The sequence below is a fragment of the Sinorhizobium arboris LMG 14919 genome (genome assembly GCF_000427465.1).
Classification (GTDB): Bacteria; Pseudomonadota; Alphaproteobacteria; order Rhizobiales; family Rhizobiaceae; genus Sinorhizobium; species Sinorhizobium arboris.
The window spans coordinates 266,655-286,886 of record NZ_ATYB01000014.1; the positions used below are offsets into that span (position 1 = coordinate 266,655).

The 20,232-nt window shown below is 63.9% G+C and carries 18 protein-coding genes; 9 read left to right on the forward strand and 9 right to left on the reverse strand.

What is annotated here, in order from left to right:
* Positions 1-86 precede the first annotated feature (86 nt).
* A complete protein-coding gene (locus SINAR_RS0112370; RefSeq protein ID WP_027999390.1) occupies positions 87-524 on the forward strand; it encodes a hypothetical protein in 438 nt (145 codons plus the stop codon).
* A 143-nt stretch (positions 525-667) separates the two neighbouring features.
* The gene (locus SINAR_RS0112375) at positions 668-1,315 is read left to right on the forward strand and encodes a response regulator (protein ID WP_027999391.1); all 648 of its coding nucleotides are present in this window, start codon (positions 668-670) and stop codon (positions 1,313-1,315) included.
* A 213-nt stretch (positions 1,316-1,528) separates the two neighbouring features.
* Here the strand turns inward: SINAR_RS0112375 and SINAR_RS0112380 are convergent, their stop codons facing one another.
* Positions 1,529-5,035, reverse strand: coding sequence for a PAS domain-containing hybrid sensor histidine kinase/response regulator (locus SINAR_RS0112380; RefSeq protein ID WP_027999392.1), 3,507 nt, complete (start codon positions 5,033-5,035; stop codon positions 1,529-1,531).
* Between the two features lie 219 nt (positions 5,036-5,254).
* Here SINAR_RS0112380 and mscL point away from each other — a divergent pair, with 219 nt between their 5' ends.
* The 3 genes from mscL to galE all read left to right on the forward strand — a co-directional run bounded on the left by mscL (position 5,255) and on the right by galE (position 8,175).
* The gene (gene mscL / locus SINAR_RS0112385; protein WP_027999393.1) at positions 5,255-5,683 is read left to right on the forward strand and encodes a large conductance mechanosensitive channel protein MscL; all 429 of its coding nucleotides are present in this window, start codon (positions 5,255-5,257) and stop codon (positions 5,681-5,683) included.
* 127 nt (positions 5,684-5,810) lie between these two features.
* Positions 5,811-6,977, forward strand: a complete 1,167-nt coding sequence (locus SINAR_RS0112390; RefSeq protein WP_027999394.1) for a pyridoxal phosphate-dependent aminotransferase — start codon at positions 5,811-5,813, stop codon at positions 6,975-6,977.
* Positions 6,978-7,146: 169 nt separating this feature from the next.
* The gene (galE, locus tag SINAR_RS0112395) at positions 7,147-8,175 is read left to right on the forward strand and encodes a UDP-glucose 4-epimerase GalE (RefSeq protein WP_027999395.1); all 1,029 of its coding nucleotides are present in this window, start codon (positions 7,147-7,149) and stop codon (positions 8,173-8,175) included.
* Positions 8,176-8,208: 33 nt separating this feature from the next.
* Here the strand turns inward: galE and SINAR_RS0112400 are convergent, their stop codons facing one another.
* The 8 genes from SINAR_RS0112400 to SINAR_RS0112440 all read right to left on the reverse strand — a co-directional run bounded on the left by SINAR_RS0112400 (position 8,209) and on the right by SINAR_RS0112440 (position 15,859).
* Entirely contained in the window at positions 8,209-8,520 is a 312-nt protein-coding gene (locus SINAR_RS0112400) for a chorismate mutase family protein (protein WP_027999396.1), read from the reverse strand.
* Between the two features lie 235 nt (positions 8,521-8,755).
* Positions 8,756-9,760, reverse strand: a complete 1,005-nt coding sequence (gene cydB / locus SINAR_RS0112410; protein WP_027999398.1) for a cytochrome d ubiquinol oxidase subunit II — start codon at positions 9,758-9,760, stop codon at positions 8,756-8,758.
* Positions 9,750-11,231, reverse strand: coding sequence for a cytochrome ubiquinol oxidase subunit I (locus tag SINAR_RS0112415; RefSeq protein ID WP_027999399.1), 1,482 nt, complete (start codon positions 11,229-11,231; stop codon positions 9,750-9,752). The genes cydB and SINAR_RS0112415 overlap by 11 nt, the downstream gene beginning before the upstream one ends.
* Before the next feature lie 211 nt (positions 11,232-11,442).
* On the reverse strand, positions 11,443-12,612 hold the full coding sequence (locus tag SINAR_RS0112420; RefSeq protein WP_027999400.1) for a M20 aminoacylase family protein: 1,170 nt from the start codon (positions 12,610-12,612) through the stop codon (positions 11,443-11,445).
* Between the two features lies 1 nt (position 12,613).
* Positions 12,614-13,438 (reverse strand): ABC transporter permease, encoded by an 825-nt coding sequence (locus SINAR_RS0112425; protein WP_027999401.1) that lies wholly within the window; start codon positions 13,436-13,438, stop codon positions 12,614-12,616.
* A complete protein-coding gene (locus tag SINAR_RS0112430) occupies positions 13,435-14,160 on the reverse strand; it encodes an ABC transporter permease (RefSeq protein WP_027999402.1) in 726 nt (241 codons plus the stop codon). The genes SINAR_RS0112425 and SINAR_RS0112430 overlap by 4 nt, the downstream gene beginning before the upstream one ends.
* A gap of 106 nt (positions 14,161-14,266) precedes the next feature.
* Positions 14,267-15,049, reverse strand: coding sequence for a transporter substrate-binding domain-containing protein (locus SINAR_RS0112435; protein WP_027999403.1), 783 nt, complete (start codon positions 15,047-15,049; stop codon positions 14,267-14,269).
* Positions 15,050-15,085: 36 nt separating this feature from the next.
* Entirely contained in the window at positions 15,086-15,859 is a 774-nt protein-coding gene (locus SINAR_RS0112440; RefSeq protein ID WP_027999404.1) for an ABC transporter ATP-binding protein, read from the reverse strand.
* Positions 15,860-16,128: 269 nt separating this feature from the next.
* On the opposite strand from SINAR_RS0112440, the gene SINAR_RS0112445 reads away from it, so the two are divergent.
* The 4 genes from SINAR_RS0112445 (at position 16,129) to SINAR_RS0112460 (ending at position 20,154) form a co-directional block, all read left to right on the forward strand.
* Positions 16,129-16,743, forward strand: a complete 615-nt coding sequence (locus tag SINAR_RS0112445; protein ID WP_027999405.1) for a TetR family transcriptional regulator C-terminal domain-containing protein — start codon at positions 16,129-16,131, stop codon at positions 16,741-16,743.
* Positions 16,744-16,766: 23 nt separating this feature from the next.
* Entirely contained in the window at positions 16,767-17,957 is a 1,191-nt protein-coding gene (locus SINAR_RS0112450; RefSeq protein ID WP_027999406.1) for a pyridoxal phosphate-dependent aminotransferase, read from the forward strand.
* A complete protein-coding gene (locus tag SINAR_RS0112455; RefSeq protein ID WP_027999407.1) occupies positions 17,954-19,567 on the forward strand; it encodes a 5-guanidino-2-oxopentanoate decarboxylase in 1,614 nt (537 codons plus the stop codon). The genes SINAR_RS0112450 and SINAR_RS0112455 overlap by 4 nt, the downstream gene beginning before the upstream one ends.
* Positions 19,568-19,731: 164 nt before the next feature.
* Positions 19,732-20,154 carry a hypothetical protein gene (locus SINAR_RS0112460; RefSeq protein ID WP_027999408.1) on the forward strand — a complete coding sequence of 141 codons (423 nt, stop codon included), beginning with the start codon at positions 19,732-19,734 and terminating at the stop codon, positions 20,152-20,154.
* Positions 20,155-20,232 lie beyond the last annotated feature (78 nt).

Sequence of the window (20,232 nt, forward strand, 5' to 3'; positions counted from 1 at the left end):
GGCCTTGCCGCAAATATCGGCTCCTGTCCACCGCACAGCATGAGATCGAAGCGGATTTTCCGTGCGCATTCAACGGAGAGAACGTCATGAGACAGGCAGTAGCAACACTCGTGGTCGGATTGGGCTTCGGTCTGACCGTCCCGGCGGCTGCGCAGGAAGCCTCGCCCGGCCGCTACAGCATGCAGAAGTCGGAGACCGGATTCGCCCGGCTCGACACCGCGACCGGCGAGGTCACCTTGTGCCGGGAAAAGGGCGGGGAGCTCGTTTGCAGGATGGCCGCGGATGAACGCGCCGCCTTCGAGCGCGAACTCGATCTTCTCGCCAGCCGCGTCGAAGCGCTGGAAAAGGCGGTGGAAAGCGGCGAAACCGCCGCCAAACCGGCACTTCCCGACGATGAAGAGATTGACCGGGCAATGAGCATCATGGAAAGAATGATGCGCAAGTTCATGGGGATCGTGAAGGAATTCGAGGACAAGGGGAGCGATTCCGCCGGCGAGGGCGAGAATCCGCCGCAGAAGACCTGAAAACGAAGTCCATGGCGTGTTGGAGGACGCGCGTCGCGCATGTTTCCCTGAAACAGGGATCATTTGGGGATAAGGTGATGCGGCAGATCCGCAGCGCAGAGGCTGCGAGATCGCAGCCGAGGCTCTTGGGAGGGAGCGTCATCATGCCGGAAATGACCATCATCATCGCCGACGACCACCCGCTTTTCCGTGGCGCGATGCGCCAGGCGCTGAGCGGCATGTCGGGCACGCAGGCCATTGTCGAGGCTGGAGATTTCGACGCTGCGCGCAGGGCTGCGGCCGGGAACCCGGACGCCGATCTGATGCTGCTCGACCTGACAATGCCCGGCGTCAGCGGACTTTCGGGGCTGATCGCCTTGCGAGCCGAGTTTCCCAGCCTGCCCGTCATGATCGTCTCGGCGCATGACGATCCTGCAACCATACACCGGGCGCTCGACCTGGGCGCGGCCGGATTCCTGTCCAAATCCGCCGGTATCGAGGAAATCCGCGAGGGCATCGCAAAGGTGATGGCCGGCGAGGTGTTCGTCCCGGCCGGTTACGACCAGAACCAGGAATACGAGCCGGAGGTCGCCGACCTTCTGCATCGGCTGCAGACGCTGACGCCACAGCAGTCGCGCGTCCTCTCCATGCTCGCCGAGGGTCTGCTCAACAAGCAGATCGCTTACGAGCTCGGCGTGTCGGAGGCGACGATCAAGGCGCATGTCTCGGCGATCCTCCTCAAGCTCAACGTCGACAGCCGCACCCAGGCGGTGATCCAACTATCGAAGCTCGGGTCCGTTGCGGCGGCTTGAGGCGGCGGCTCCTGAGATTTACGATTTTTGCCCCTCATCCCGCTGCCGCGACCTTCTCCCCGTTAAACGGGGAGAAGGGACGTGCGGCGCTGTCCTGCCGCCTCGCAGACGGTGAGATTGCGCCGGGAGTTCGCAGCTTGTCCCTTCGCCCCGCCTGTGGGGAGAAGGTGGCCGGCAGGCCGGATGAGGGGCAATCCCGAGCGGTAAGCCACTCTACTCCGCCGCTGCCCGTCCCGCCGCGGCGAGCTGGGTGAGCCAGGCCCGGAGCGCCGCCGGGCGTACGGGTTTGTGCTGCAGCGAGACGCCGTCCCGTTCAGCGGCGCCGCGCACTTCAGGCGAGCGGTCGGCCGTCACCATGAGGGCGGGGATACTCTCCTGCCACAGATCCCGGATTGCGGCGATCGCCTCGACACCGGTGCCGTCGCCGAGATGATAATCGGCGACGATCGCGTCGGGTCGCGCGCTCAGCCTGCCGGGCGCCATTTCGATGCAGGCGGCAACCGACTCGGCGGTCGTTACCACACAGCCCCAGCCGCCGAGCAGGAGGGCCATGCCTTCGAGTATTTTCGGCTCGTTGTCGATGCAGATGACGTTGAGCCCGGCCAAGACCTCGCTTGCTTTCGCCGCTCCGACCGGTTGCTGTTTCACCCTGGCGCCGGAGCTCGTGTCGAGCGGCACGGCGACCTTGAAGCCGGTGCCTTTCCCCGGCGTCGATTGCAGGCCGACAGGATGATTGAGAACGCGCGAGATGCGATCGACGATGGAGAGGCCGAGGCCAAGGCCCGAGGCCGTTCGGGCACCTTCGTCGAGACGGGCGAACTCCTTGAAGACCGTGCGGAACTTCGATGACGGAATGCCGATGCCGGAATCGAGAACCTCGATCGTCGCCGTCTGCCCGCGCCGGCGCACGCCGACCAGCACCTTGCCCTGCAGGGTGTATTTTATGGCGTTCGACACGAGGTTCTGGACGACACGCCGGAGCAGGTTCGGATCGCTGCGCACTGCAATCGACGTCCGCATCACGACGAGTTCGATGTTCTTCGCCCGCGCCATCGGTGCGAAATCCGTCTCGATCCGCCTGAGCAATTCGTCGAGCGGCACGGATTGCAGGCGCGGCTTCATCGCACCGGTGTCGAGCCGCGAAATGTCGAGCACTGCCCCGAGGATGGCCTCTACAGATTCGAGCGACGAATCGATGTTCTGCACCAGCGCCCTGTTGTCGGAATCACCGAGGCGCTCGACCAGCGAGGAGGAGTAGAGCCGTGCCGCGTTCAAGGGCTGCAGGATGTCGTGGCCGGCCGCGGCGAAGAAGCGGGTCTTGCCGATATTCGCCTCCTCGGCGGCCGCTCTTGCCTCGCCCAGTTCGCGGTTGACGCGTGTGAGTTCTCCCGTCCGCTCGGCCACGCGCAATTCCAGCGTTTCGTTCGCCTGCTTGAGCGCCATGTCGGCGGCGACGCGCTGGGTTATGTCGGTGTAGGTCGTGACGATGCCCTTGTCGGGCATGGCATTGGTTCTGACTTCGATGATGCGTGCGCCGCCCGCCAGTTCGAGCAGGAATGGTTTGTCGAGCGTCAGGAAATTGGCGATCAGCGCCTTTTCCTCTTCCTTGCGGACATCTCCGCGGCGGGCAAGGATCGCGACGATGTCTGCGAGCGGAAAGCCCACCTGTCCGGCCGCCTCCGGGAGGTCCATGAGTTCGCGGAAACGCCGGTTCCAGATGATGAGATTGTTGGCATTGTCGAAAACGGCAATGCCCTGGTCCATCTGCGAGAGCGCCGTATGCAGCATGTCCTGGTTGTATTGGAGCGCTTCGCTTGCCTGGTCGAGCAGCCAGGCGGTGTCGGAGGAGGTGTCGTCCATGCGCTGCAGGACAAGTGAAAGGACGAGGCGAGCGGAGGACGAGCCGATGGCGCTACCGAGCAATTGTTCCGAAAAGTGGACAAGCGCCATGTCGGCGGAAGCGTTGTCGTCGAGCCAGCGGCCGGACTGCTGCTCGTAGCTATGGAAGGAGCGCTGCATGCGCTCCTCGCCCATGTAGCGGCCGATCGTCGTCTTGAGGTCGCGCACCGTAACCTTGGTCTTGCGCCCGCGGAATGTCCGTTCGGTGCGTGAGCGGCGGGTGATGAACACGCCCGCCTGGAAGCGCTCCAGGGGTTTCGGGGCCCGCGTCAGCGAACCCACGACATAGGCGGCGACATTGACGAGGATGCTGAGAGCCGTCGCATTCACCAGCGGGTCGGACTGCGCGCCGGAGAAGAGATCGGTGAAGGGCAGGAGGAAGCTGAGCACCGTGGAGGCGATGTGGGAATTGTCCGGCCCTCCGAGGCTCGGCAGGAAGAGGACATAGGCCCAGACGAGAAAGCCGCCGACCATCCCCGCAATCGCGCCGCGGGCATTGGCCTGCCGCCAGACGAGACCGCCGAGGAGCGCCGGCGCCATCTGTGCGATTGCGGCGAAGGAGAGCAGTCCGAGCGAGGCAAGCCCGGCGCTGATATCGGCCGCGCGATAATAGCCGTAACCGAGGAAGAGAACGACGAAGATCGCCGTACGGCGGATGTTGAGGAGCGTGCCGGCCATGTCCTCCTGGAGAGAGCCGCGGGTGCCGAGCCTGCGGCGCAGGAACACCGGCATGACGATGTCGTTCGAGACCATGATCGAGAGCGCGACCGAAGCGACGATGACCATGGCGGTCGCCGCCGAAAAGCCTCCGATAAACGTGAAGAGCGTGACGAGCGGCACGTCGCCGGCAAGCGGCAGCGCCAGCAGATAGAGATCCGCATTGCCGGAGCCGGAGAAGGTAAGAATGCCGGCGATCGCGATCGGCAGGACGAAGGCATTGATCGCGATCAGATAGAGGGGGAAGAGGATGCCGGCCGTGCGCAGTTCGTTGTCGGTGCGGTTTTCCACGACCGTTACATGGAACTGCCGAGGAAGCATGATGATGCCGAAGGCGGAAAGCGCGATCATCAGAATCCAGCGCGCGACCGGCGTCTGGTATTCGAGCGCGGCGAGCACGGTGGGGCTTTGCTGCGCTTCGGCCCATAGATTTGCAGGCCCGCCGAACAGGATGAAGACGACATAGACGCCCACCGTGAGCATTGCCACGAGCTTGACGACCGATTCCATCGCGATCGCGAGGATCAGTCCGTCCTGGTGTTCCGTCGCATCCGTGTGGCGCGTACCGAAGACGATCGCGAAACAGGCGAGAAAGAGCGTGACCAGCAGCGGCAGATCGACGAAGTTCTCGCCCGAACCTATGCCGTAGTCGCTGGTGTCGATCATTGTGGCGACCGAACTCGACACTGCCTTGAGCTGCAGGGCGATATAGGGAATGGCACCGACCAGTGAAATCAGCGCAACGATCGCCGCAACGGCCGGGTTCTTGCCGTAGCGCGCAGCCACGAAATCGGCGACGGAGGTGAGCTTCTCGGTCTTGGCGAGCCGGACGATGCGGCGGATCAGCGGCATTCCGAGCGTGAACATCAGAATAGGGCCGATGTAGATGCCGGTGAATTCGAGGCCGCGCCCGGCCGCAAGACCGACGCCGCCGAAATAGGTCCAGGAGGTGCAGTAGATCGCAAGGCTCAGCGCATAGACGAGCGGTCTGCCCTTCTCGGCAATCTTGTTTCGTCTGGCTCGCCGGTCGCCATAGCTTGCAACTGCGAATAGCAGCAGCAGATAGGCGAAGGCTGAGGCGAAAATGACCGAACCCGAAAGCATGCCTCACTCCTCCGCGGCCAGCATAGGACAAGTCCATTTGCTTGGAAATCGGCCCGTGTATCAGTCTTAAGTTCAAGACAACTCGCCGATAACCGCAGAGCTTGACCAAATGCAAGGAGTGCGATTTCCTCACGCGGGGCTTTGGTCTAGAGTCCTACCGGCGGTTGCCTCGCAGGACAGGTGCGTGCGGTCGTTCGGAGGATATCCACGGAGAGAGGCATGCTGAACGAATTCAAGGAGTTTATCGCCCGCGGCAACGTCATGGACCTTGCGGTCGGCGTAATCATCGGTGCGGCCTTTGGCAAGATTGTCGATTCGGTCGTCAACGATCTCGTCATGCCGATCGTCGGAGCGATCACGGGCGGCGGCTTCGACTTCTCCAACTATTTCCTGCCGCTTTCAGCCAATGTCACTGCACCGACGCTCGCGGCCGCACGCGAACAGGGCGCGGTCTTTGCCTACGGCAATTTCATCACGGTGCTCATCAACTTCCTGATTCTCGCCTGGATCATCTTTCTGCTGATCAAGCTGGTGAATCGCGCGCGTGCCTCGGTCGAAAGGCAAAAGGCGCCGGAGCCGGCAGCACCTCCGCCGCAGGACATCCTGCTTCTCTCTGAAATTCGCGATCTTCTGAAGCAGCGCGCCTGAGGCAAGCCCTTCAGAGGCCCGTCCCGGGCCGTCGAAGCATCACAGAATTCGATAAACAGGTAAGAGAAATTCGCGTGATCGCAGACGCCAAAGCGTCTAGAAACGGCAGGCAATCAGGAGCCTGCCGATGACGATCATGACCAGCCTCAGCCCCCGCGCGACGGCAGCACCCGAAAGCGGCATCGTCGAAGTCGTCAACTATGCGCGTGAGCGTGAAGGACTGATCCCGCTCTGGGTCGGCGAGGGCGATCTGCCGACGCCGGATTTCGTAAGCCGCACCGCGGCCGACGCGCTGACGGGCGGCGAGACTTTCTACACCTGGCAGCGCGGCATCCCGCCGCTGCGCGAGGCACTGGTCCGCTATTATCAGCGCCGGTTCCGGAAGGCGCTTCCGCCTGAGAACTTCTATGTTACCGGTTCGGGAATGCAGGCGATCAAGCTTGCGATCGAGGCGGTAGCCTCTCCCGGCGACGAGGTGGTCCTGCTCTCGCCGGCCTGGCCGAATTTCGCGGCCGCTGCGGAACTCTCCGGCGTTCGCCCGGTTGCGGTGCCGCTACGCTTCGAAGGCGGCAAATGGCAGCTCGATCCCGAGCGTCTTCAGGCGGCGATCGGAGGGAGGACGCGGGCGCTTTTCATCAACACGCCGTCCAACCCGACCGGCTGGACCGCCAGCCATGACGATCTCAAGGCCATTCTGGCGCTCGCGCGCAAGCATGGGCTCTGGATCATCGCCGACGAGATCTACGCGCTCTACTATTATCTCAGCGGCCGGGCGCCGTCCTTCCTCGACGTGATGGAGGAGGATGACCGCATCCTCCTCGTCAATTCCTTCTCCAAGAACTGGTCCATGACCGGTTGGCGCGTCGGATGGATCGTGGCTCCGCCGGCAATGGGGCAGGTGCTTGAGAATCTGATCCAGTATTCGACGTCCGGCGTCGCACAATTCATGCAGCGCGGGGCAGTCGTCGCGCTCGACGAGGGCGACGGCTTCGTCGACGAGAATATCGCCAAGGCGAAGCGCAATCGCGATACGCTGTGCGACGCTCTGATCGCGACTAACCGCGTCGAAACTCTGAAGCCCGATGGGGCGCTCTACGCCTTCCTGAAGATCGACGGCGTCAAGGACTCGCGGGCCGCGGCGCTCGACATCGTCGACCGGACCGGCGTCGGCCTGGCGCCCGGGACGGCCTTCGGCGAGGGCGGAGCGCCTTTCATGCGCGCCTGCTTCCTGCGCGATCCGAACCAGATCGCTGAGGCCGCGGAGCGTTTGCAGCGCTATATTCTCGGCCGCTGATACGACGGGATGAGGCCGATCGTTAAAATCCGAACGACCGGTGTGGCGCACCCTTAACCACACAACCGAGAATAGGCGCTGCCGGCCGGCGAATGGCGCCGCGATTTACGTTTCTGAAGGCGGCGCCCGTCTTTTCTGATCCTGGGTACGCAGGGACAGGGGACGGGAAATGGCCGTATTGGTGACAGGTGGGGCAGGCTATATCGGCAGTCACATGGTATGGTCGCTACTCGACGGCGGCGAAGCCGTGGTGGTGCTCGACCATCTGTCGACCGGGTTTCGCTGGGCGGTTGCGCCGGAGGCGCGCTTTTACTTCGGCGATGTCGGCGACCGGGCGCTGCTCGAAAGGGTCTTTGCCGAGAACGACATCGACTCGGTCGTTCATTTCGCGGGATCGGCTGTCGTACCGGAATCGGTCGCCAATCCGCTTCGTTACTATGAGAATAACACGGCCAATACCCGCACCCTCATTGCGGCATCCATCGAGGCCGGCATTCGCCGTTTCGTCTTTTCCTCGACCGCTGCCGTCTACGGAACCCAGGACACGCCCGATCCGGTCAGGGAGACGGCCACCCTGAGGCCGCAGAGTCCTTACGGCCGCTCCAAGCTGATGTCGGAGATGATGCTGCAGGATGCCGCGGCCGCGCATGATTTCAGCTTCGTCGCACTACGCTATTTCAATGTGGCCGGGGCCGATCCGCTTGGTCGTGCCGGCCAGTCGACATTCGGAGCCACGCATCTGATCAAGGTCGCCTGCGAGGCGGCGCTCGGGAGGCGCCGCAAGGTTGATGTGTTCGGCACGGACTATCCGACGGCGGACGGTACCGGCGTTCGCGATTATATCCATGTGAGCGACCTCGTGTCGGCACATAGGAGCGCGCTCGCCTATCTGCGGACCGGCGGTGAGCCGCTCGTCGCGAATTGCGGCTACGGCCACGGTTTCTCGGTGCTGCAGGTACTCGATACGGTGCGCCAGATTTCCGGTCGGGATTTCACCGTCGACTATGCGCCCCGGCGTCCGGGCGATCCGGCGCAGGTGGTCGCCGACCCCTCAGTCGCCCGCCTGAAGCTCGATTGGGTGCCGACGCATGTCAGCCTCGAGCATATCGTCCAGAGCGCCTTCGACTGGGAGAACCACCTCAGCCGCAAGAACAGCTACGACGAGAATCAGGACGAGCGGCTGATCGCCAATGGCTAGATCACGACGATTTCAGGGCCGATGGACCTGAAATCATGAACAGGCCTCGTCCTCTCCGAGCAGCTTGCGCTCATGTGCAATGGCATGCGCGATGAGCTGCGCCCAGAGTTGTTCGTAGAAGTCCGGCTCGATGCCGAGCTCGGCCGCGTTGCGCCGCGCGTTCTCTTTGACCTCCGCCACCCGAGCCGGGATGTCCGCCTTCAGGTTCAGTGGCCGCTTGATCTCCGCGGCACGCTCGATATAGCTCCAACGCTCGGCAAAGAGCGTCATCAAAGCGCGGTCGAGGCGGTCGATTTCCACACGTATATCGGCCATCGTCGTGCATTCTGCGGGTGTTTTCTGCATGTCGGCTCCTCGCGGAGCGGAGGCCGCCCCATTTGATCGCGCCGAACTGCTAGCAAAGGGGACGACGGCTGAGAAGGGGTTAAACCGACGCAGCAGAGTCCGGTCAGGCGGCGACGAAGCTTTTAGCCGCCGAGAGCGAGCTTGATCGCAAGGCCGACGATGCCGACCGCGGCGACGCCGGCGGCCCAGAGAGCCGCGAACCAGAGAAGCTTGCGGGCAGTGCCGTTAGAGCGGGTCAATGGTAGCCCTCCTCCGGATCGACCTTGCCGCGGAAAACCCAGTACGCATAGGCGGTATAGGCGAGAATCATCGGCACCAGCACAAGCGCGCCGACGAGCAGGAAGGCAAGGCTCTCGTCCGGCGCGGCGGCGTCCCAGATCGTCAGCGACGGCGGGACCATAAAGGGAAAGAAGCTGATGCCGATGCCGATATAGCCGAGCACGAAAAGGCCGAGCGCGGCGACGAAGGGCTGCACGTCATGCCGGTCGCGAATGCCTTTGAGGAGGAGGTAAAGGCAGCCGAGGACGAGCAGCGGCACGACGACGCTGAAGATCGCCGTCGGCCAGCCGAACCAGCGCTCCAGGTAGACCGGCTCGAGAAACGGTGTCCAGAGACTGACGATACCCATTGCCGCGACCGTGGCGAGAGCCGTTCGAAGCGCGATGCCGCGCGCGCGCTCGGCGAGCTCGCCGCGGGTCTTCATCACCAGCCAGGTCGCTCCGAGAAGCGCATAGCCGATCACGATCGCCAGCCCCGTCACGATTGAAAACGGCGTCAGCCAGTCCCACCAGCCGCCGGCATAGGCCCGGTTTTCGACCGGGATGCCCTGCACGAGGGCGCCGAGCGCCAGTCCTTGCGCGAAGGCGGCGAGCATCGAGCCGCCCGCAAAGGCCCAGTTCCACAGGAATTCGCCTCGCTGCGTGCGCCAGCGGTACTCGAAAGCCACGCCGCGGAAGATGAGGCCGATCAGCATCGCGACGATGGGCGCGTAAAGCGCGGGCAGAACAGTCGCATAGGCGAGCGGGAACACGGCGAGCAGCCCTCCGCCGCCGAGCACGAGCCAGGTTTCGTTACCGTCCCATACGGGGGCCACGGAGTTCATCATCACGTCGCGGTCATGCTTCTCACGGAAGAACGGAAACAATATCCCGACGCCGAGGTCGAAACCGTCCAGAACGACATAGGCAAGCACCGCAAAAGCGATGATCGCGGCCCAGATCAGCGGCAGATCAATGGCCATGACGGCCTCCCTGGTTGGCGGTTGCCGGCCCGGGCGTGACGCCGGCCGTGCGCAACGGTCCCTCGTCGAGTTCGGGCATCGTATCGCGCGGCAGGCGCGCCATCAGCCGCAGGATATAGAAAGTGCCGGCGCCGAAAACGAGGAAATAGACGATGATGAAGGCGACGAGCGAGGCGCCGACAGCCGGCGCTGCGATCGGGGAAATCGAGTCCGCCGTCAAAAGGTGCCCATAGATCGTGTAGGGCTGCCGTCCGACCTCCGTGGTGATCCAGCCGGCAAGCACCGCCACGAACCCCGCCGGGCCCATGAACACCGCCGCGCGGTGGAGCGCGGCACTCGTGTCGAGCGTGCCGCGCAGCCGACACCAGAGGCTCCAGAGACCGAGACCGAGCATGGCGAAGCCGATCGCCACCATCACGCGGAACGACCAGAAGACGATGGCGACTGGCGGGTGCCGCTCCTCGGGTATGGTGTCGAGACCGGCAAGCGGCGCATCGAGCGCGTGTTTCAGGATCAGGCTCGAAAGTTTTGGGATCTCTAGCGCGTAGTCGACGCGCTTCTCGGCGGAGTTAGGCAAGCCGAAGAGGATCAGCGGCGCCCCGTCGGGATGACTTTGATAATGCCCTTCCATAGCCATCACCTTTGCCGGCTGATGCTCGAGCGTGTTGAGGCCGTGCTGGTCGCCCGCGAAGATCTGAATCGGCGCGACGATCGCCGCCATCCACATGGCCATCGAGAACATCGTGCGGGCGCGGCGCGGTGCGGTCTTGCGCAGGAGGTGCCACGCCCCGCAGGCGCCGACGACGAAGGCCGTCGTCAGATAGGCGGCGAGCACCATGTGCACCAGCCTGTAGGGAAAGGACGGGTTGAAGATCACGGCCCACCAGTCTTCTGGAATGAATTGCCCGGCCTCGTTTACGGAGAAGCCGGCGGGCGTCTGCATCCAGGAGTTCACGGCAAGGATCCAGGTGGCCGAGATCAGGGTGCCGAGCGCGACCATCGCGGTTGCGAAAAAATGCAGCCTCGGACCGACGCGATTGAGGCCGAAAAGCATGACGCCGAGAAAGCCCGCTTCCAGGAAGAAGGCCGTCAGCACCTCATAGCCCATCAGCGGCCCGATCACCGGCCCGGCCTTGTCGGAAAACACGCTCCAGTTGGTGCCGAACTGGTAGGACATGACGATGCCGGAGACGACGCCCATGCCGAAAGCGACTGCGAAGATCGTCTTCCAGAAATTGAAGAGCTCCAGATAGACCGCGTCTTTTTTCCAGAGCCAGAGCGCTTCGAGAACGGCCAGATAGCTGGCGAGCCCGATGGAGAAGGCGGGGAAGATGATGTGGAAGGAGACGGTGAAGGCGAACTGAATGCGAGCAAGGACAGTTGCGTCAAAAGCTTCGAACACGGCGCTGATCCTTTCAGACGGAAGCCGCAAGCTCAGACGCGAAGGGCGTCCGATATCTGCGATCTGCATCGTGTGATTGAATCTGACGCAATATCGCCAAAGGTCAATGACGGTCGGATCGCCACGTTGTCACACTGCGGCAATCGTTCGCGCGCGGCATTTTGCACCGCCTTGCAGATCGAAGCTGCCGGCGCCCCGTCCCCAACTTCCCCATTCCTATGCTTGTCCCAGCCAGTCCAAGTTCTTGGACTAAAAAGCCTTTCCCCGGCCGTCCGCAACCTCACCGACGCGCGAGGTAGGCCTCGGCGAGTTCTGTCCAGAAGGCAGCGCCGATCGGCAGCAGATCGTCGTTGAAATTATAGCCGGGGTGGTGGAGCGATTTTTCCTCGCCCGTCACGCGCGAGCCCAGGAAGAAATAGCTGCCGGGCCTTTCCTTCAGCATATAGGCGAAGTCCTCGCTTCCCATGAACGGCCGGGCGAGATCGACGACCTTCTCGGCACCGGCAAACCGAATAGCGGCCTCGCGGAGAAAATCCGTCTCCGCCTTGTGGTTGATCGTCGCGTCGTAGCTTCGCTCGTAATCGACGGTTGCACGCATGCCGAAGCTTGCGGCCTGGACCTCGGCGATCATCCGGATACGGCGTTCCAGCTCATCCCGAACGGCCGGGTCGAAGGAGCGTATGCCGACGACAATCTCTGCACGCTCGGGGATGATGTTGCTCGCGGAGCCGGCGTGGAACGCGCCGACGGTTACGACGGAGGGATCCATCGGATGGATGTTGCGTGCGACGATGGTTTGCAGCGCCATGACGATGCTGGCGCCGCAGACGATCGGATCGGCCGTCGCCTGCGGCTCGGCGCCGTGGCCGCCGAGGCCGTGGACGGTGATCCGCGCCTCGTCGACCGCCGCCATGATCGGACCTTCGCGCAGCGCGAACTGGCCGAAGGGCAGGTTCGGTTCGTTGTGAAGCGCGAAGACGGCGTCGCAGGGAAATCTGTCGAAGAGACCCTCGTCGACCATGATCTTCGCGCCGCCGGCATTCTCCTCCGCCGGCTGGAAAATCAGGTGGATCGTGCCGTCGAAATTCTTCCGTTCGGCGAGCGCCCGGGCCGCGCCGAGCAGCATCGCCGTATGGCCGTCATGACCGCAGGCATGCATCAGGCCCGGCTTCGTGCTTGCATAGGCGACCCCGGTTTCCTCCTGGATCGGCAGCGCATCGATATCGGCGCGGATGCCGATCGAGCGCGACCCGGTGCCATTCCGCAGCGTACCGACCACGCCCGTTTTCGCGATGCCCGTCGTCACCTGGTATCCGAGCGCTTCCAAGTGGTGCGCGATGAAGGCGGATGTCCGCGTTTCTTCGAGCCCGAGCTCGGGATGGGCATGCAGATCGCGCCGGATGGCGACGAGTTCCGGCATGGCATTGTCGATGACGGCGGAAAGCTTCATGTCAGGCACCACGAGTCGGTATGCGGTTTTCGAAATAACGGAAGGCGACGACCAGGATGCCGGTCAGGCACATGTAGATGACCGCGAGCAGCAGGAGCGGCTCGTAGGTCAGGTAGGTTTCCTGCCGCACCTTCGAGATCACCGCATAGACGTCGACGACGGTGATCGTCGCGACGAGCGGCGTGGATTTCAGCTGCAGCACGGTCTCGCCGTTGAGGGTCGGCAGCGCGCGGTGGATCGCCCGCGGCAGCCAGATGCGCCGGAACATCGTCCATCGGCCCATGCCGTAGGCACGGGCGGCCTCCAGCTCCCCGGACGGCACGCCGGCGAACGCGCCGCGCATGACCTCGCCCTCATAGGCGGCGAAGGAGAGCGTGAGCGCCGCCACCCCATAGGGCCAGGCCTCGCGCAGATACGGCCAGAGAAAGGATTGTCTGATCGCCGGGAACTGCGGAAACAGCGAGCCGAGCCCGTAATAGAGAAGCCATAGCTGCAGCAGCAGCGGCGTCCCGCGGATCACGGTGCAGAAGATGCGGGCCGGAGCCTTGAAGAACCAGGGGCCGGTCACCTGGGCGAGGCCGAGCGGCACGGCCAGGAGGAAGCCGAGAATCGCCGTGCTGAAGAGCATCGCCAGGCTCACGAGAATGCCGGAGCCGAGCCGCGGCAGGTAGCGCGGCAGCCAGTCCCAGCGCATGAAAATCGCGACCGCTACCACGAGCGCCGCGAAAAGAAGCATCAGCAGGATGCGGTGGGGCTTGAGAAAGCTCTCCTTTCTCGGGAGGTCTTCCGGCGTATATGCGAGCGCATGCGTTGTTTCGTCGGTCATCGTTGTTCCGCGAAGCCGCGCCGCGCATGGCGCTCGAGCATGCCGATGAAGAGGTTGGAAACGAGCGTCAGCGCCAGATAGAGCGCCCCGGCGGCGCAGAAGAAGAGGAAATAGGCCTTGGTGGCGCCGGCCGCCTGCCGCGTGACGAGCGTCAGTTCGCTGAAACCGACGACAGCGAGTAAAGCCGTGTCCTTGGTGGCGATCAGCCACAGATTGGCGAGGCCGGGGATGGCGTAGGGCAGCATCGCCGGAAGCGTGATGCGTCTCAGCACCAGGAGTGGCGACATGCCGTAGGCGCGGGCCGCCTCGATCTGGCCGGCGGGAACCGCCTTGATCGCACCGCGCAGCACCTCCGTCGAATAGGCGCCCTGGACCACCCCGATCACGAAGATACCGGCCATGAGCCCGCTGATATCGACGGCTCCGATCCCGATGGCGCCGAGGAACTGGTTCAGAAGATCGGTGCCGGCATAATAGAGGAGCAGAATGAGCACGAGCTCGGGCACCGCGCGAACCACAGTCGTGTAGCACTCCAGGAGATCGCGCAGCACCGGTCCGCCATAGAGCTTTCCGAAGGCCCCGCCGATACCGAGGGCGAGCCCGAGCGCATAGCCGCCGACGGCAATCTCGATCGAGCTGAGGAAGCCCTGCAGCAGGACGCCGCCCCAGCCGGGCGCCGAGACCCAAAGCAGGCTCCAGTTGATGAAGGAATCCCCGACCAAGGCAGCCTCTTAAACAAGAGCGGAACATGGACCGCATGTGCCGGCCACATTTCGCTCGAACACGAATTCAGGGCCGGCGGCCGCCCGGACCGCCGGCCGGTCGCGGTTATCCGCCGTAGATGTCGAAGTCGAAATATTTCTTCGAGAAGGCGTCGTAGGTGCCGTTCTCGCGGATCGCCTTGATTGCCGCGTTGACCTTGTCCTTCAGCTCCGTCTCGCCCTTGCGCAATCCTACGCCGACCCCGGGACCGATGACGTCGACGTCTTCTGCAACCTCGCCCTTGTAATCGCAGCACTGCTCGCCCTGGTCGCTCTTCAGGAAGGCATCGAGGGCGATCGCGTCAGCCTGGACGGCATCGACGCGGCCGGCGGCGAGATCCTGGTTTGCCTCGTCCTGCGTCTGATATTCCTTTACTTCGACGCCGGCCGGCGCGAAGTGCTTCATGGCATAGGCCTGGTGCACGGTCGCAACCTGCACGCCCAGCGTCTTGCCGGCGAGGCCCTCCGGCGTCGGCTTGATGTCCTCGCCCTTCGTGCCGATGATGCCGGTTGGCGTATTGTAGTATTTGTCGGAGAAATCGATGGTCTTCAGCCGTTCCGCAGTGATCGACATCGAGCCGATGATCATGTCGATTTTCTTCGAGGTCAGTGCCGGAATGATGCCGTCCCAGGCAACCGGCGTGACCACGCAATCGAGCTTGGCTTCGGCGCACATGGCCTTCATGAATTCGATTTCCCAGCCTTCCCAGTTTCCGCTGGCGTCAGGCGAGGTGAAGGGCGGATAAGGTTCCGCCGCGATGCCGACCTTGACCTGTTCGGCCGAGGCGGCAGCCGCACCCGTGATCACAAGAGCGGCGCCGAGCGCCATGCGTTTCAATGTCTTCTTCATGCCGTTCCCTTTTTTGGTTGTTGAGCATTGCGGAATTCAGTGAATGGAGCTGATGAACTTCTTGAGCCTTTCGGATTTCGGGGCACCGAAGATCGCCTCCGGCGGCCCCTGTTCCTCGATCACGCCGTTGTGCAGGAAAACGATGTGGCTCGCGACGTCGCGCGCGAACTTCATCTCGTGGGTGACGAGCACCATCGTCCGCTTTTCCCGCGCGAGATCGCCGATCACGGACAGCACTTCTCCGACGAGTTCCGGATCGAGCGCAGAGGTCGGTTCGTCGAAAAGCATGACGAGCGGCTGGATTGCAAGGGCCCGGGCGATCGCGGCGCGTTGCTGCTGGCCGCCGGAAAGGAAGGCGGGATAGGCGTCCCGCTTCTCGTAAAGACCGACCCTGCGGAGCAGCGCCTCGGCCGTGTCCACCGCTTCGGCCTTCGCCTTGCCGAGCACATGAACCGGTGCCTCGATGACGTTTTCGAGGATGGTCATGTGCTGCCAGAGATTGAAGCTCTGGAAGACCATGCCGAGCTGCGTCCGGATTCGCTGGACCTGCTTGCGGTCGGCCGGCATCAGCCCGCCGTGGCCGTCCGATTTCATGCGGATCTCTTCTCCGTGCACGCTGATCCGGCCGGCGGAGGGCAGCTCCAGCATGTTGATGCAACGAAGCAAAGTGGATTTGCCGGAGCCGCTGCCGCCGATGATCGCGATCACGTCCCCCTGCCGCGCGTTCAGCGATACGCCCTTCAGCACTTCCAATGGCCCGAAACGCTTGTGGAGTTCGGTAACCGAGATGGCCTGCCGCGCATCCGTCATCGGCGCGCGGCTCCTGTCGTTCGCGGAACGCTCGTTGAAGCCATGAAGACAGTTCCCCCGGTCATTCTTTCGTGCAGCATCTTCGGCTTGTCACGCTGTTTCTGAATGGCATCGTTGCACTTGTGTCGCTATTATTCAAGCGTATAATAACGCCGGCGCCGATTTTTTGACGCTCCTCGCAACAATGGTCACTCCCCGGAGCAACGCATGAGCCTCACCGGTTCGCAGGCATGGACGATCTGGCTGAACGGCACCGCGCGGAGCATGCCGTGAACCGGCGCAGCTTCTATCGCGCCCCCGAGGGCGAGCGGCGCCAGGAACTGATCGAGGCGACGCTGGATTGCATTTCGGAATTCGGCCTCAAGGGAGCGACCGTCCGCCAGATCGCCGTTCGCGCCGGCGTCACCGCAGGGCTCGTCCGCCATTATTTCGAGTCCAAGGACCAGATGGTCGCCGAGGCCTACCGCGCCGTCATCGCCTCTCTCACGGAAAAGGCGAAGAATGTCGAAGGTGACCCCGCGACCCGCCTGAGAGACTTCATCGCCATCAACCTGACCGAGCCGGTCGCCGACAGCCGCAGCATCTCTCTCTGGGCCGCATTCATCAGTCAGGTGCGGGTCGATCCGGTGCTCGCGGAAATCCATCGGGACGGCTATCTCGCCTTCCGCAATGCCTTGCAGCAGCTGCTCAGCGATTTCCTCGCGGCCAAGGGCCGACCCGCCGGCCCCGAGGAGTGCCGCCGCTACGCCATCGCGATCAACGGCCTCGTCGACGGGCTCTGGGTCGAAGGCTGCCTTGCCGGCGATCTCTTTCGCGAGGGCGAACTGGTCAGCATCGCCATGGCGTCGGTCGAAGCCCTGCTCGGGCTGCCGATCGAAAAATAGAAGACGAACGAGGGAGTGAATACTTGCGCTACGCGTCCATCACATCACGTCTTTCCGAGCTCGGTTCCGGGAAATGGACGCTGCATAGTCGCGCGCGTCAATTGAAGGCAAGCGGGGCCGAGATCATCGAATTGACCATCGGCGAGCCGGACCTGCCGCCGGACCGCGCGCTCCTGGAAGAATGCCAGCGCTCCATGAATGCGGGACGCTACCGCTATTCCAACGGCCGCGGCGAGCCCGCAGTCGTGGCGGCGCTAACGGAAAAATACCGCCGCCGCCGCGCTACCGCGACCGAGGAAAACATTCTTTGCTTCCCGGGAACGCAGACTGCGCTCTTTACCGTCATGTCCGGCCTTGCCGAGGCGGGCGACGGCGTGCTCGTCGGAGATCCGCTATACGCGACCTATGAAGGCGTCATCCGGTCAACCGGCGCCCATCCGATATTCGTGCCGCTGAAGCCGGAATACGGTTTTCACATGCGGGCGGAGGACCTGGAAAAGGCGGTCACGCCCGAATGCCGCGTGCTGCTCCTCAATACGCCGCACAACCCCACCGGCGCCGTTCTGACGACGGACGAGATTGCGGCGATCGGCGAGGTCGCCCGCCGTCACGATCTCTGGATCGTCTGCGACGAAGTGTATGAGGAGCTCGTCTTCGAGGCCCCCTTCGCTTCGCCCTTCGACAATCCGGAGCTTGCCGAACGCACGGTGGTCGTCTCCTCCATTTCCAAGTCGCATGCCGCACCCGGCTTTCGCAGCGGCTGGGCCGTCGGGCCGGCCGAGTTCACCGAGCGCCTGCTGCCGATTTCCGAGACCATGCTTTTCGGGCAGCAGCCGTTCATCGCCGACATGACCGCTTACGCGCTGACGCACGAAATCGATACGGCGAGGCAGATGAGAGAATCCTACAGCCGGCGCGCCCGGCGGATCGTAGACGGTCTTGCCGACACGCCCGGCGTTTCGGTGCTGCCGCCGGAGGCCGGTATGTTCGCGCTGATCGATGTCTCCGGCACGGGCCTCTCCGGTGAGGCTTTCGCCTGGGCGCTCCTTGAGGAAGAGGGGGTTGCGGTCATGCCTGGGTCGTCCTTCGGTGAAAAGGCAAGGAACTTTCTGCGCGTGAGCCTCACCGTTCCTGATGCCGCAATCGAGGAGGCATGCCGCCGCATCGCCGCTCTCGCCGAACGTTGCGCCACACGCAAGGAGCGCCGCGCATGACCGTCGAATTGAAAACCGTCGGCGAGACCCTTGTCGATCTCCTCGAGGCAAATGGCGTGGAGGTCGTATTCGGCATTCCCGGCGTGCATACGGTCGAGCTCTATCGTGGCCTTGCCGCATCGAGAATCCGCCACGTCACGCCGCGCCATGAACAGGGGGCCGGCTTCATGGCCGACGGCTATGCGCGCGTCAGCGGCAGGCCGGGCGTTGCGCTCGTGATCACCGGTCCGGGCCTCACCAACACGATCACCGCAATGGCGCAGGCCCGGCAGGACTCGATCCCGATGCTGGTGATCTCGGGCGTCAACCGCCGCGATTCCCTCGGGCATGGCCAGGGGCTGCTGCACGAGCTGCCCGATCAGCACGGGATGATGAAGACGCTGGCTCTCTATTCGCACACGCTTCTCAACCCCGCCGATCTGCCGCTCGTGGTCGACCGCGCCTTCGCCGTTCTGCTTTCCGGCCGGCCGGGCCCGGTCCATATCGAGATTCCGACCGACGTGATGGCCCTGAAGATCGAGGGCCGGCCGGCGAAGCCGGCTTCAGCGACCCGGCCACGCTCCGATAGCGAAACGCTGCAGAAGGCGGCGATCCTCTGTGCGGAGGCCGCGCGGCCGGTCATTCTGTGCGGCGGTGGCGCGCTAACTGCGGAAGCGGAAGTGCGTGAACTCGCCGAGCGGATCGGTGCGCCGGTGGTCACGACGGTCAACGCCCGCGGCATGCTTGCCGGCCACCCTCTCAGAGTACCGGCGAGCCCGAGCCTCAGGGCCGTTCGCGCGCTCCTGCGGGAGGCGGACCTCGTGCTGGCGCTCGGCACCGAGATGGGTCAGACGGATTACGACCTCTATGCCGATGGCGGCTTTCCGCCGCTGATGAACCTCGTTCGCACCGACATCGATGCGGCGCAGCTCGCGCGCGGGCCTGCAGCCGCACTTTCGATCCTGTCCGGCGCAAAGGCTGCGACGGCGGGCATTCTCGGCTTTCTGCCGGTCCATGCGGCGATCAGGGACGGAGCCGTGCGGGCCGAGACCGCGCGCAAGGCGGCACTGAAGGAACTGACGCCCAAGATGCTGGCGGAAGTCGGGGTCGTCGAGACGATCTACCGCACGCTCCCCGACTGCACCATCGTCGGCGACTCCACCCAGGCCGTCTATGCCGGCAACCTCTATTGCGACGCGCCGCGGCAACGGGCCTGGTTCAATTCGGCAACAGGCTACGGCTCGCTCGGTTATGCGCCGCCGGCGGCGGTCGGTGCTGCCGTCGCCGACCGGGAACGGCCCGTCATATGCCTTGTCGGCGACGGCGGGTTCCAGTTCTCCCTGGCCGAGATCGGCTCGGCGGTCGACGCGGCAGCGAGGGTGATCTTCCTCGTCTGGAACAATGACGGCTACCGGGAAATCGAGTCCTACATGGTCGAATCCGGGATCACGCCGGAGGGCGTCAAACCATCCGCGCCCGATTTCCTGCTTGCGGGCAAGGCCTACGGCTTACCGGCGGAGCGGCTGGCCAGTGTGAAGGACCTGCCGCGCGCGCTCACCGATGCGGCATCCCGCCCGGGCCCCTCGCTCATCGAAATCCATCAGGAAAGGACCCTGGGCGCCACAGCGTGAGGGCTCGGCCGGGATTTGACTTTTCCGGCCCGGAGTGATGTTAAGAGCACACATGCGCGAATCCGGCCACGTTCTTCGTTTAACTTGGTGCTCGGGCTGAATTCGTCTCGCTTGCATTCGATCGCGGATAGACCGGGTGCAGAGGGAAAGGAACCGCGTCCTCAATGGACCTCTTGAGTGGTGGCAGCAGGAGCATGCAGGCCAGCCGGCTTCTCGCCGTGCTGTGGCTGTTCTGCGCCTCCCTTTCCATGCAGGTCATCGCAGTCGGCCAGAGTGCCGCGAGCCGCGCGGGCGGAGCGCCGGCCGGCAATGTCGCGCAACCGGACACGGGTTCTTCCGATCATCCGGTCGCCCGCCAGATATGCAGGGCGGTTGCGCTGCCCGACCTTCGTTTCAGCGGTGAGCGCGCCGACGGCAAGTCGATGCCCGGCGGCGATTCAGTGCCGTTCATCCAGTGCCGGCGCATTGCCCTGGCTGCGCCTGAGGCTTCTCCTTTTGCATCGCTGCCGCGGGCCGAAATCGCACCCGCCGCGCCATGTCAGAACGAATGCATTCGCGCGCCGCCGCCGGCGGCAGCTATCGTTTGAATTCGGCGGGACCTTCGATCCCGCCTCAGCCATTGATGAAAACCCGGCCCGGATGCTGCCCAAGGCGCATTCAGGCGT